This is a genomic window from Thermofilum adornatum, from assembly GCF_000446015.1.
GTDB lineage: Archaea > Thermoproteota > Thermoprotei > Thermofilales > Thermofilaceae > Thermofilum > Thermofilum adornatum.
Genome location: NC_022093.1, coordinates 334,804 through 348,056, shown reverse-complemented (window position 1 = coordinate 348,056; position 13,253 = coordinate 334,804). Strand labels below are relative to the sequence as shown.

The window sequence follows — 13,253 nt, the reverse complement described above, 5'->3', positions numbered from 1 at the left end:
CTCGGTGAGTCATAACTATGAATAAGGAAGAGTTCATCGACCTGCCATTCTTCAAGGAGAACGGCTGGATAAAGAAGACCTGCCCAGTCTGCGGGAGGACCTTCTGGACCCTTAACCCAGACAGAAAGGTCTGCGGAGACCAGCCATGCGAAGAATACGGCTTCATAAACAAAAGGGTCGGCACAAGGCCCGAGTCCCTCACAGAGGTCAGATCCAAGTTCATAGACTTCTTTGCCAGCAGGGGTCACACCCCCATTAAGAGGTACCCAGTCGTCGCTAGGTGGAGGGAAGACGTTTTCCTAGTCGGCGCCTCGATATACGACTTCCAGCCCTGGGTCACAGAGGGCCTAGTCCCGCCCCCAGCAAACCCCCTAGTCATCTCCCAGCCCAGCATCAGGCTGACAGACCTCGATAACGTCGGCAAGACTGGGCGCCACCTCACGGGCTTCGAGATGATGGCCCACCACGCATTCAACATAGGCGACCAGAGGGTCTACTGGGCAAACGAGACAGTCACCTTTGCCTACGAGCTGTTCACGAAGGTCTACGGGATAAAGCCAGAAGAGATAACCTTCATCTTCGACGTGTGGAGCGGCGGCGGCAACGCGGGCGAAGACTACGAGGTCATGGTCAGGGGCCTAGAGGTAGCGACGCTCGTCTTCATGCACTACAAGACGACGGACACAGGCGAATTCATACCGATGCCTAACAGGATCGTCGACACTGGCTACGGCCTAGAGAGGATCTACTGGCTACTCACGGGGAGCTACAACGTCTACGAGGCAGTCTTCTCTGGCATAGTCGAGAAGCTCAGGAAGCAGGCAGGCGTCTCCAAGCCGCCGGAAGACCTCCTATACTCGCTAGCAGTGAAGAGCGGCAGGCTAGACTACAAGAACCCCCTAGAAGCAATGGAGACCCTAAAGCTAGTAGCCTCAGAGATAGGCCTGTCCCTAGACGAGGTCCGCAGGATCCTCGCGCCAAACGAGGCAATCTATGCCATAGCCGACCACACGAGGACACTCACGTGGATGATCGGGGACGGGGTAGTGCCTTCTAACAGCGGCGCGGGATACCTGGCGAGGCTACTGATAAGGCGCAGCATAAGGCTCCTAAAGATGCTCCAGCTAGACCTCCCACTCAGCGAGATAATCTCGTGGCAGATAAAGTACTGGAAGAACGACTTCCCAGAATACGAGGAGATAGAGGACGAGATAAGGGACATCATAGACTACGAGGAAGAAAAGTTCGCCGACACCCTCAAGAGGGGAGAAAAGGTAGTCAGCGACCTTCTCTCGTCCCTCAAGAACCAGGGGGCAAGGGTTGTACCGGGAGACGAGGTCCTCAGGCTCTACGAGAGCCACGGGATACCCCCAGAAATGCTCAAAGAAAAGGCCGAGGCAGAGGGCCTACAAGTAGACATCACTGGCTTCTACAGCAAGCTCGCAGAGCTCAAAAACAGGGCAACAGCCGAGGAGAAAAAAGCAATCCAGCTACCAGTAGACCCAGCCACAGTCTCAAACCTGCCCCCCACCAGGACGCTCTACTACGAGGACGAGAAAATGCATAGCTTCGAGGCAAGCGTCGTAGCCATCGTGAACGGGAAATACCTAGTCCTCGACCAGACAGCCTTCTACCCAGAGGGCGGCGGACAGCTGGCAGACATAGGCCAGATAAGCCACAGCAAGGGCACATGCACAGTCAAGGCGGCCTACAAGGTCGGCAACGTTATCCTACACGAGTGCGAGGGACAGCTACCTGAAATAGGGGAAAAGGTCCACGGCAACATAGACATCGAGAGAAGGCTAAACCTCATGAGGCACCACACCTCCACACACATCGTCCTAGGAGCACTAAGAAAAGTCCTAGGCAAACACGTGTGGCAGGCAGGCGCCCAGAAGACCCCAGAATACGTGCGGTTCGACTTCACCCACCACAAGCCCATAACACCCGAGCAGGCGAGACAAATAGAGCTACTCGCAAACCAAGTCGTAATGGAGGACAGGCCAGTAAAGAAGTACCTCATGAACAGGACACAGGCAGAACAGAGGTTCGGCTTCACCCTCTACCAGGGAGGAGCAGTACCCCAGACAACACTAAGGGTAGTCGAGATACCAGGCTGGGACGCAGAGGCCTGCGGCGGCACCCACTGCGACAGGACAGGCGAGATAGGCCTCATAAAGATACTCGGATTCGAGAAGATACAAGACGGAGTAGTAAGAGTCATCTTCAAGGCAGGCAAGCCGGCCCTCCTACACATACAGGAAACAGAGGAAAAGCTGAGAAACATACAGGAAGCCCTACAGGCAAGCTACACCGAGGTAGACACAAAAGCAAAACAGCTAGCCAGACGTGTAGAAGAGCTAGAAAAAGAAGTAAAAAGGCTAAGAGAAGAAGCACTAAAAGGAAAGCCACAGCTAGCCCCAGCCGCGACCATAGGCGACATAAACATATACATCTTCCACTCAGACGACTACACGCCACGAGAAGCAGCCACAACCATAGCAAAAAACCTCACAAAAAGCATAGTCCTAGCACTAAACACAAACGGAAACTTCGCCCTCAAAATAACCAACGACCTACTAGACAAACTCGACGCCAGAACAATCGGCCAAAACATATCCCAAGCCCTCAAAGGAAAAGGAGGAGGAGTAAACGACCTATACCAAGGACACATAACAGAAACCCAAAACATAAAAGAAGCACTAATCCAAGCAGTAAAGAAAACACTCCAACAACAACAATAACCCCCACCAAGCACCCAACAACTTAGCCTTCTTCCCATGCAAGCACCAAGCAACAAAAAAGATAAAGAGAAAAACAGAGATTTCCCCACCGTGATACGGGGTGGGAGGAAAGGGTTCCCTTGGAAATCTCTGTAGAAATGTTTTCCACGGGAAGCTTTAACGCTTTACGGGAAGAAGCATCTTTGTAAAATACATTCCTCCCTGGTCCCTCTTCCCAGTTCATATCATTTACCATGCACAATGAGAAAACTAAAGAAATCCTACAATGATAAATGGGAAACACTTGCACAAAAACACTTTCACACAACAGAGAAACAAATAAATAACACCCCAACAAAATAAACCACTGGGAAACAGTATCAGAAAAGAATGAATTGAAAGAAAGTGTTTTTTAAGATGAAGATGACCGCATTGAAATCGTGGTATCAGAAAAGAATGAATTGAAAGTGTTGTTACGCTTTACACTGACAATTAATGGGATTTGTATCAGAAAAGAATGAATTGAAAGGTTGCAAAGACGACAATACGACTGAAATATTTACGCAACATATCAGGAACGAATGAATTGAAAGAAAATAAGGACAACGATATCTAAGATATCGGCAAAAAGGTATCAGAAACGAATGGATCTGGGCCTTTTACCTTTATGTGCTTGTCTATGGGACTAGATGTAGTGGGGAAAGGAATAGAATGAGTTTTTGGGCTGGGTGCGGGATTTTTCGTGCTTGTTTGCGGGTGTTAAGAATTATATAGTTCTTTGTGGTTTTTCTTTGTGGTGTTTGTATGTTTAGGCTGAATAGGGAGCAGAGGAGGCTCCTGGAACGCATGGGCCTCAACTTTAAGCCCCTTGACGGCGTCCAGGAGGTACAGCTCAAGATGCAGGGCAAGACCATAGTTATCAGGTCTCCGGAAGTCCAGGTAATCGAGATCAAGGGCGGCTCCAGGATATACTACGTGTCGGGCATAGAAGAAGAGGTGGCCGCGGCGCAACAAGAGGTTCCAGAGATATCGCAGGAAGACGTCGAGCTAGTCGTACTCAAGACGGGCGCCAGCCAGGAAGAGGCAAGGAAGGCTCTCATCGAGGCAGGGGGAGACATAGCTAGGGCAATCCTGCTACTCAGCCAGAAAAAGGCCTAGGCTTCTTTTTTCCACCTGCGTTGCACAGCAAGGTTTTTGTCTATGAACTAGTCATTCCAGACGTGTTGACAAGGATAAAGCAGAGACTAGAAAAAATAGTCGAGCCCCTCGGAAACCTATTCGTAGCCCTGGGCCTCAGCCCCAACCAAATAACCATTCTCGGCTTCCTGCTTGGAGCCGTCGCAGTAGCTACCCTCGCCTTTACGGGCTCCTTCCCAGTTTTCCTCTGCCTCTTCGCGTTCGCGGGCCTAATGGACGCCATAGACGGCTACGTCGCCAGAAAGACAAACAGGGCCACTAGCTTCGGCGCCTTCCTAGACTCAACCTTCGACAGGACCACAGACGCACTGACAGTCCTGCCCCTCTACACGGCAGGCCTCACGAGCACCTACGAGGCACTCCTACTCGTCACAGGCGAGTTCCTAGTAAGCTACACCAGGGCCCGCGCGGAGTCCCTAGGCGTAAAGATGGCAGGAGTAGGCCTAGCAGAGAGGGCAGAAAGGCTCATAGCAAAGGTCTCAATATACCTCCTGCTAGCCCTCAACTACTGGACACCAGCATACATACTGTTCTGGGCACTCGTCGCCGCAACATACTACACAGTCGCACAGCGAATAACCCACGCATACAAAACCCTAACACGCGCCCCAACCAGCGCATAAGTTCTCCAAAAACCAATGCCAAGAACCAGATTAAAGCCCAATTTTTATAATCACACATCATAAGAAAACTAAAAGTTATTTATGAAGTTTCTCGACGGGAAGCCTATTTTTAAAAAGAGATTACGGGAAAACTTCCCGACCTCAAACGGGCTATTCCGGGAAGATTCCCAATTGGGAAGTTTCAGAAGCCTCCAACGGGTAAATTTGAGTGCTAGGGCAGTTTTACAGACTTCTTGCTAAAACTAAACGTTAAACATATAAACCCCTCCTCGGTAAAAAATTTCGGATGCAACTCAGAAAGAATTGAAAGGTAATATAGTAGGATTGGAAAGTAGCGTATCCTGTCCCGATGCAACTCAGAAATAATTGAAAGGTCGGTGGGCTCAAGGTGGCACTGATGTCTATGGTTCTTATTGTGCAATTTTGGAAGAATCGTTGTGAAGTTTTCTAGTTGTGGGTCGATTTAGTGTATTCCTTGTCTCCTTGAAAAGTGTTCTTGCTTGTGTGTTGGTTGATGCTGTTTGTGGGCAAAATGCTATTAGGCCCCCTTGTTGTGTGTATTGTTGGTTTGGGTATGATCGAGGTTGATGGGTCGTTTGGGGAGGGGGGCGGGCAACTGCTCAGGTATAGCATTGCTTTGGCTGCCCTTATTGGTAGCCCGTTGAGGGTCTACAATATTAGGGCTAAGAGGGACCCGCCGGGCCTGAGGCCCCAGCACTTGACGGCTTTGAGGTTTATCGCGGAGCTCGTGTCTGGGGAGGTCGAGGGCTTGAGGGTGGGCTCTACTGAGATAGTTTTTAGGCCTAGGGAGAGGGCGCCGAGGCCCGGTGAGTACAGTGTGGATATTGGCACGGCTGGCAGCGTGACGCTCGTGTTGCAGGCCGCTTTGCCTGTCCTGCTGTATTCGCGTGGGAAGGTTTCGTTGAGGATAACTGGTGGCACCTCGGTTAGGTGGAGCCCGCCCTACAGGTACTTTGAGAGGGTTCTGCTCGCCTTGATTTCGAGGTTTGGTGCACAGGTCACGGCTAGGCTTGTCAGGGAGGGGTTCTACCCGGAGGGCGGCGGCATAGTCAACGTGGAGACATTGCCAAGCTATCCTCTCCACCCGATAAACGTCTCGAAGCCGTCTAGGCCCGATGCGGTCAATGGCGTGTCCTACGTTGGGAATCTCCCATGTCACATAGCTGAGAGACAGCAGGACTCTGCGAGGCGTGTCTTGGAGTCTGCGGGAGTCAAGGTAGGCAAGATAGACGTGGTCTGCAACCAGCCGGCGATCGGGAAAGGAACGGGCATAGTCCTATGGACAAGGATGGGGGACGGCATAATAGGCTCGGACTCTCTGGGGGAGAAGGGCAAGCCCGCAGAAGAGGTGGGGAGGGAGGCCGCAGAGAAGCTCCTAAAGGTGGTAGAGAAGGGTTCGCCAGTAGACCCACACGCCGGGGACAACCTCGTGATATACATGTCTCTTGCCCAGGGCGAGTCCTCTATCCTGGTCTCGGAGATGACTTCCCACACTGAGACAGCGCTCGAGCTGTGCAGACAGATATTGGGCATCAACTATACGAGGCAGGAGACGCCTAACGGTGTGCTCATAAGGGTAAAGGGTGTAGGGCTGGCCCCACAGTAGCATTTACTTGAATATTATTTCTAGCCTGCTCCCAGGCTTCACGCCCAGCCTCCTAGAGGCGTCGCCCTGGTTCACGGCTATCTCCAGGTATCTACAGCTGTCAATATAGGCGACTAGCTCCCCGGGCTGGACGTCTCCAAAAGTCTTCCCAAATTGCACGGCCAGCTCAACGCCCCCAATCTTTAAGACTAGCCCCCTTGGCCTACCCAGCTCTTCAAGGTGTTTTTCACTTATATTCAGGGCCACGTTGCCGAACCTGTCCACGTGGAGGACCTCTGCGTGTATCTTGCTGTCCTCTATGCGTGGCTCTAGGAACCCCTTGTCTACGGGGGAACCATACTCTCTTGCGATCTCCTCTACTCTGCCGCCACACGCGAGGAAAGCTGCTACCGGGGCGAATACGTCTCTCCCGTGGAAAGTATAGGAGAATTTCTTCCTTTCGCCAGGTACACGGGTTATCTCCCAGGCCCTATACGGCTTGGGCGCCACGCATGTCAGGAGGCCGTTGTCTGGGCCCACGAAGAAGTACTTCTCGGTCTGGACTATGATTGGCTTCCTAGATGTCCCGACTCCAGGGTCCACGACTGCTAGCAAAACTGTCCCCGGGGGGAAGTCTTCGTAGCAACACGAGAGGACGTAGCAGGCCTCCTGTATGCTCCACGGGGTGACCTCGTGGCTTATGTCTACTACCTCTGCGTCTGGACACATCCCGTATATTACTGCCTTGACTGCCGCCACGTAGTAGTCGCGGGTCCCGAAGTCGCTTAGAAAACCTATTATCCGCCTCGGCATTGTGCTCACAAGCTAGATGCGAAAACAATATTTAAAGAATCTGCCAGCAAGACACGTGGACGCGTCCACGTTAAGTTTCAGGCTCAAGTCTACGCCCATCGTAGCGGTCCAGCTCTGCTTGTCCAGCGGTGGAGAGCTATGCGTCAAAGATTTACTGCCAAGGGTAGAGGCACTGCTCCCCAAAAACATATATGTGTCTCTCTTCGACGATTGCAGGAAGCTTCCCCCACACGGCCTCCTCTTGTCCGCGCTTGCCTACACGTGTAGAGGCCTATTGGAAGGCAGGACGATTTCCCGGAAGCCGGGCCTCGACCTGCTTCTCTACCTGCAGGGCGACAGGAACATACACGTGGCCGTGCAGCGTTTCTCTTCGGGCTGTGGCAGGAGGATTGGCGCAGTGTTCTTCGCCCTGGGGGTTGAGCCCGAAGACCTGCGGCAAGCAGTTGAAGGTGTCTTGGGCAGTCTAGGCCTCCAGGTAGAGGAACAAGGCAAGAACGAGTCAATAGACTTCTATGCCGAAATCGCTGGTGTCCCCGGGGAAAAAGCGATAGACCATTTGAGGGCCAGGATGGCTCTAGAAGCCCTCGAGGTCTAGGTCTCCCGTTTCCTCGACGTTTTCCTGCTGTTTTTGTCTCTGTCTAGCCTCCCTCCTTGTCTTCTCGACTGAGACGACCATTTTTGGAGGGATGACTGCTATTCCTGCCCTGTCGCCTATCACTTCTACTAGTATCACTTTGGCTGGATAGTCGAGGTTGACTCTGTTCTGTATCTTCCCCGCTATCGCTGTGATCACTTCGTCCCGCGTCAGGTCGGAGAGCCTGATGTGTGTCTCCACCTTGTAGGTCTCGTTTGGGCCTAGCTTCTTCGATGCCAGCTCGAGGGCGGCCTGGGTTATTGCTTCTAGGCTCGCCTCTACTGTTACATGTATAGGCGTGAGCTTCAGTATGTATCTGAAGTACCAGGGGTTGTCGAGTATCTTTTCGTATGCCTTAGAAGCGAAGAACTCTGGGTCTAGGCTTGTCCTAGCAACGACAAGGGAGGGAAGCCCCGTCTTGCTCGCGTCGAACCTTGTGTCTCCTATTTCGCGGGCAAAGTACCATAGCTCCGAGATGCAGTCGTTTTCCCGTTGCCTATACGTGGCGACGACCAGGTTGAACTCGTCCAGCAAGTTTTACACCACGCTCCGAAAAACAATGCAACTATATAACGCTCACGCCCCAAGACCGTTTTTCCCAGAGTTTTCCTTGCGAAATAAATTTTAATAGTTGTTTAAGCTAATAAGAAGTCCTACGCTGGTGATATCCCGATGGAGTTTTGCCCAAAGTGCGGCGGACTCATGGTTCCCAAAAAAGAGGGGAAAAACCTCTACCTTGTATGCTCGTCTTGCGGCTACAAGGTCAAGGTCAAGAAGACCGAGGGCTACTCTACACGTGAAACCGTGACAGAGGAAAAGAAGACAAGGGTCTCTGTATTCGACGTGAGGAGTGTAAGCCAGGCACAGGAGGAGAGGCAACAGGCAAAGGAAGAATACTACGAGGTTTTTCTCGAGACTTATTCCGAGGCAGAGGAGACGGGAGAAGAAGAATAGCGCGGGAGCATAGATGAGGGTAGCCGTAATAGACAAGGCACTCTGCAGGCCGTCCAAGTGCAACCAGGAATGCGTCAGGTTCTGCCCCATAAACAGGTCTGGCGCCAAGTGTGTATGGATAGACGAGGCCGAGAACAAGGCGAGGATAGCAGAAGAGCTCTGCGTGGGGTGCGGCATCTGTGTCAAGAAGTGCCCCTACCAGGCAATAACCATCGTGAACCTCCCAGAGAAGCTCCAGAGAAACCTCGTACACAGGTATGGGGCAAACGGCTTCGAGCTCTTCCGTCTCCCAGTGCCAAAGGAGGGCAGGGCCCTCGGAATCCTCGGGAGCAACGGTGTGGGCAAGTCTACCTCGCTAAAGATCCTCGGGGGAGTCCTGAAGCCCAACCTCGGCATGATAGATGAGCCCCCCGAATGGGACGACATAATAGACTTCTTCAAGGGGTCGGAGCTACAGACATACTTCCAGAAGCTGTCGAACGGCCAGCTACGCGTGGCCTACAAGCCCCAGGCAGTCGACGTGCTGTCAAAGGTAACCCTGACCGTCGGCGAGGCCCTCAAAAAGGTGGACGAGAAGGGGACGGCTAGAGAAGTTGCAGAGAGGCTTGGACTGCTACACCTATGGGACAGGCCCGTAAAGGCCCTCAGCGGGGGAGAAATGCAGAAGGTAGCCATAGCCGCCACCATTGTCAAGGACGCTCAGGTCTACCTGATAGACGAGCCCGCAAGCTACCTCGACGTCAGGGAGAGGCTTAGAGTGTCAGGCGTGATTAGGGAGCTCGCCAGGCCTGGGACATACCTAATAGTCGTAGAGCACGACCTCGCAGTCCTAGACTATATTTCTGACCTTGTAGCGATTATCTACGGCGAGCCAGGCGTCTACGGCATAGTTGGCACCGTTAAGGGAGTCAGGGCCGGCATAAACACTTATATCGATGGATACCTCCGGGAAGAAAACATAAGGTTCAGAGACTACAGGCTAGAGTTCTACGAGAAGCCCCCCGAGGCCTCATACCTGCCAGAGACAGTCCTCCTTAGATGGAGCCAGCTATCAAAGACGCTGGGAGACTTCAAGCTAGAAGTGGAAGAGGGAGAAATACACAGGGGCGAGGTGGTAGGAATCCTTGGGCCGAACGGCATAGGCAAAACCACCTTCGTGAGGATGCTTGCAGGAGAGCTCGAGCCAGACAACGGGTGGATACAGAGAATAGGGACTCTCACCCTCAGCTACAAGCCACAGTTCCTGGGCGAAGTCAAGGCATATGGGACAGTTAGGGAGTTCCTCAGGGAGCATGGCGTAGACACTTCGTCGTCGCTCGTACAGTCTGAGCTCATAAAGCCGCTACGGGTACACTCACTCTTTGACAGCTACGTTGAGGAGCTGAGCGGAGGCGAGCTTCAGAGGGTAATGATTGTCGCCGCTCTAGGCAAAGAGGCAGACCTCTACCTGCTCGACGAGCCCATGGCCTACCTAGACGTGGAGCAGAGATACGCCGTCGCCCGGGTGGTCAAGAGGCTCACAGCCGAGAAGGGGGTAGCAACCTTCGTCGTTGAGCACGACGTTGTGGCAATAGACTTCCTAGCAAACACAATAATGGTCTTCGAGGGCGAGCCGGGGAGGCACGGCACCGCGACCAGGCCCATGAACATGCGTGACGGGATGAACCTCTTCCTCAGAAACGTCGGCATAACCTTTAGGAGGGACCCGGACACGAAGAGGCCGAGGATAAACAAGCCAGGCTCGTGGCTCGACAGATACCAAAAAGAAGTGCTCAAAGAGTACTACTACGTCGTCATGGAGGAAAAAGAGTCCAGCCAAGAATAGTACTTTGTCAAAGCACTACTATGCGAAAGATTTATTAAAAGATGCCTCATAACAATACCGCACTAAACCAAACAACAAAAAGGTGGAAAACATGGCAGAAGCTGGAACAGTATTCGTAGGGAACAAACCTGTAAGCAGCTACGTCTTAGCAGCAGTAACACAGTTCACAAGCGGAAGCAAAAGAGTCGTCCTAAAGGCAAGAGGCAGAGCCATCAGCAGAGCCGTTGACACCGCCGAACTCATTAGGAGGTTCCTCGGCGGAAAAGTCAACTATGGCAGCATAAAGATCGGAAGCGAGAAGGTAGGCGAGCCAGGCAAGGAAAGGACAGTCTCAACAATCGAAATCGAACTCGTCAAGACAGAATAAGCGACACGGCACAAAGCAATTAACCTAACCGTTTCTTTCTCTTTTTCTGGGAGTTTTAAATGACAAAAATACAGCCCGGCAGTCTCAGCGCTGTCTATATAAAAGGCTCAAAACACAAATTCAGCTTTACAGTGGAAAACGACAAAGACCAGCCCGCCAAGGGGACGCCCTTCTTCCACATAAAGACACACACAAAGCAACAAGTCTACGTCGTCTACGACCCCATCACCCTGGCGCCCCACGAAAAAAGGACATTCGAGTTCGAGGTAAAACTCGACCTACCGGTGGGGGAGGCCACCGCGTCTTTCTGCTTCGAGGAAGAGACAACTAACTGTGTTGAGAAGCCAATCTACATCGCTAGCGAGGGCCCACCAATCTACGTTTCGTTTGTATGGCACCACCACCAGGCGCCACAGTTTTATCCAGACGGCAAGCTCAAAGACGAATGGGCCTTCATACATGTAGCTAAGGGGGACTTCTACTCCTACGAGGGCGGCCCATACAAGGTCCACATGCTTCTCCACAAGAAACAGCCTGGATTCATAGACGTAGACCACTTCTCCCCATCACTGCTTGAACAGTGGCAACTATTCCTCGAGGGCAAGCTGGATTCAAAGGCCGCCTCCAGGGAGGATATCAAGGCACTTCTCGACTCCATAAGGGAGGGTGTCTCCCAGGGAAAAATCGAGCCCCTAGGCAGCGTATATGCCCACACTGTGCAGGGCCTCTTGTTCAGGAAGGCTAAACAGTACGGCCTAGAGGACTTCCTGAGGAAGCTATTGTCCTGGGAGATAACAGTCGGACTCGGCATAGTTGAGGAGGTTCTCGGCACTCGGCCCCGTGGCATGTGGACACCCGAAATGTTCTGGCACATGGAGCTTGTCGGCCTCTACAGCTCGCTAGGCATAGACTACACTGTTCTCTGTGAGCAACACTTCATAAAGTCGGGCGGAGACAAGGAGGACATCTACCAGCCATACCTTGTCCGGGACTCCTACACTGGAAGCCAGATAGTAGTGTTCTTCAGGGACCTGGCGCTAAGCAACTGGGTAAGCTTCCACGTAGACTTTAGGGACCCCGAGGACGCCGACAACGCTGCTAGGCGCTTCGTAATCGAGCTCGCGAAGAGACGCGAACAGCACCCAGGCGGCATAGTAGTCATCGCGCTCGACGGCGAAAACTGGATGATAATGCCGAACTACAGGAAATATGCACCATCCTTCCTAGAGAGAATCGTTGAATACATGGACCAGAGCAACATCCTCGTCCCCACGACCCTGTCAGGCTACCTAGCGAAAAACCCCCCGAAAAGGACACTGAACTATCTTCCCACTGGCTCCTGGATAGAGCTAACAGACAGGCAGTGGACTGGGGGCGTGAAGGACGAGCTATGGAAAGAAGCAATGGAAACGATGCTCTTGGCCGAGGCGGCCTACCAGCTACTCGGAAAAGACTCAGAAAAAATGCTGAAAGACCCGTCTTCACCGCTATACAGCCTCTTCAAGGCCCTCGCAATAGGCCTCGACAGCGACTTTTACTGGTACGGAGACGACAAGCGGGAACAAGAATTCATAAAGGCCTGGCTCGCGGAGGCTAGAAAAATAGCAAAAAGCATCCTGGAAACAGTCGAGGTAAAGATCTCTGAGCGGACAAACAGCCACGTCTTCCTAGAGCTGACAAACAGGAACCAGGCAACAGCTACTCTCAGCGTAGCAGTACAGGCAGAGGGATACTCAAGCCAGATCCACGTCTCTGTTGCCCCAAACGCTTCGTCCAGGATACCTGTCTACGTCTCCAGCGACTCTGCCACCATCAGGGTTTCAGCTGGCAAAGTCACGATTACAGAGCTTAAACTCGCAAAAACAAAATAGATATTTGTGTCCCCTGTCTAAATAGAAACAGGTAGCGTATATGAGGTACTGGAAGGCATTCTCCATCATGGCCCTCGGCTTCCTGCTCGGGCTCATAGCAGGACTACTTATACCCCCATCCCTCACCCAGTTAATACTTGACTATATGCGGGACGTTTTAAGGCGTAGCGGGCTCAATATTTCCTTGTCCCCCTTGCTACTAATGATGCTGATCTTTACCAACAATCTACGCGTGTCCCTCCTAATCATTGTCTCTGGAATCCTCATAGCGGGGCCCCTCATCATACTATTCATCAATGGGGCAGTCGTCTCAGCGGCATATCTATATGCTTCCAGCAAAACATCCCCAATAACCGCCTTCCTCGCTATTTTCCCGCATGGCGTCGTAGAGATACCGGCAATAATAAACATCGCGGCCGCCTCGACAATTTTCTGGCTAAACCTCTGGAGAAAAATAATGAATAAAGCAGACATCGACATCAGCGGCGAGGTTATAACCCTATTGAAGCAACTCGCCTTGACGGCCGCGCTCCTATTTGTAGCAGCCATAATAGAAGCCTTCGTCACGCCAGTAATCGCAAATATACCCATCTACAATGGTCTTCCCTAGCCCGCGCAGTTTGGCAGGCCTCAGATTTAG

12 protein-coding genes are annotated in these 13,253 nt (G+C 52.3%); 10 read left to right on the top strand and 2 right to left on the bottom strand.

Going from position 1 to position 13,253, the window contains the following annotated elements; translation table 11 throughout:
* Positions 1-17: 17 nt before the first annotated feature.
* From alaS to rtcA, 4 genes are all read left to right on the top strand, one after another.
* Positions 18-2,744, top strand: a complete 2,727-nt coding sequence (alaS, locus tag N186_RS01900) for an alanine--tRNA ligase (protein ID WP_020962085.1) — start codon at positions 18-20, stop codon at positions 2,742-2,744.
* Between the two features lie 783 nt (positions 2,745-3,527).
* Positions 3,528-3,881: a nascent polypeptide-associated complex protein gene (locus tag N186_RS01895; protein ID WP_020962084.1), complete on the top strand. Its 354-nt coding sequence runs from the start codon at positions 3,528-3,530 to the stop codon at positions 3,879-3,881.
* Positions 3,882-3,901: 20 nt separating this feature from the next.
* Positions 3,902-4,543 carry an archaetidylinositol phosphate synthase gene (gene pgsA, locus N186_RS01890; RefSeq protein ID WP_020962083.1) on the top strand — a complete coding sequence of 214 codons (642 nt, stop codon included), beginning with the start codon at positions 3,902-3,904 and terminating at the stop codon, positions 4,541-4,543.
* 574 nt (positions 4,544-5,117) lie between these two features.
* A complete protein-coding gene (gene rtcA / locus N186_RS01885; RefSeq protein ID WP_187147041.1) occupies positions 5,118-6,170 on the top strand; it encodes an RNA 3'-terminal phosphate cyclase in 1,053 nt (350 codons plus the stop codon).
* Positions 6,171-6,173: 3 nt separating this feature from the next.
* On the opposite strand, the gene N186_RS01880 is transcribed toward rtcA, so the two are convergent.
* Positions 6,174-6,962: an SAM hydrolase/SAM-dependent halogenase family protein gene (locus tag N186_RS01880; protein ID WP_020962081.1), complete on the bottom strand. Its 789-nt coding sequence runs from the start codon at positions 6,960-6,962 to the stop codon at positions 6,174-6,176.
* Positions 6,963-6,978: 16 nt separating this feature from the next.
* On the opposite strand from N186_RS01880, the gene N186_RS01875 reads away from it, so the two are divergent.
* Positions 6,979-7,557, top strand: coding sequence for a hypothetical protein (locus N186_RS01875; protein WP_148681973.1), 579 nt, complete (start codon positions 6,979-6,981; stop codon positions 7,555-7,557).
* On the opposite strand, the gene N186_RS01870 is transcribed toward N186_RS01875, so the two are convergent.
* Entirely contained in the window at positions 7,537-8,130 is a 594-nt protein-coding gene (locus tag N186_RS01870; protein WP_020962079.1) for a THUMP domain-containing protein, read from the bottom strand. The two genes, N186_RS01875 and N186_RS01870, sit on opposite strands and share 21 nt — an antisense overlap.
* Before the next feature lie 168 nt (positions 8,131-8,298).
* On the opposite strand from N186_RS01870, the gene N186_RS01865 reads away from it, so the two are divergent.
* The 5 genes from N186_RS01865 (at position 8,299) to N186_RS01845 (ending at position 13,223) form a co-directional block, all read left to right on the top strand.
* Positions 8,299-8,550 (top strand): hypothetical protein, encoded by a 252-nt coding sequence (locus tag N186_RS01865; RefSeq protein ID WP_240366747.1) that lies wholly within the window; start codon positions 8,299-8,301, stop codon positions 8,548-8,550.
* A gap of 13 nt (positions 8,551-8,563) precedes the next feature.
* The gene (locus N186_RS01860) at positions 8,564-10,375 is read left to right on the top strand and encodes a ribosome biogenesis/translation initiation ATPase RLI (RefSeq protein ID WP_020962077.1); all 1,812 of its coding nucleotides are present in this window, start codon (positions 8,564-8,566) and stop codon (positions 10,373-10,375) included.
* A 91-nt stretch (positions 10,376-10,466) separates the two neighbouring features.
* Positions 10,467-10,742: a DNA-binding protein Alba gene (albA, locus tag N186_RS01855; protein WP_052885617.1), complete on the top strand. Its 276-nt coding sequence runs from the start codon at positions 10,467-10,469 to the stop codon at positions 10,740-10,742.
* 59 nt (positions 10,743-10,801) lie between these two features.
* Positions 10,802-12,613 (top strand): glycoside hydrolase family 57 protein, encoded by a 1,812-nt coding sequence (locus N186_RS01850; RefSeq protein ID WP_020962075.1) that lies wholly within the window; start codon positions 10,802-10,804, stop codon positions 12,611-12,613.
* Between the two features lie 40 nt (positions 12,614-12,653).
* Positions 12,654-13,223, top strand: a complete 570-nt coding sequence (locus N186_RS01845) for a stage II sporulation protein M (RefSeq protein WP_020962074.1) — start codon at positions 12,654-12,656, stop codon at positions 13,221-13,223.
* Positions 13,224-13,253 lie beyond the last annotated feature (30 nt).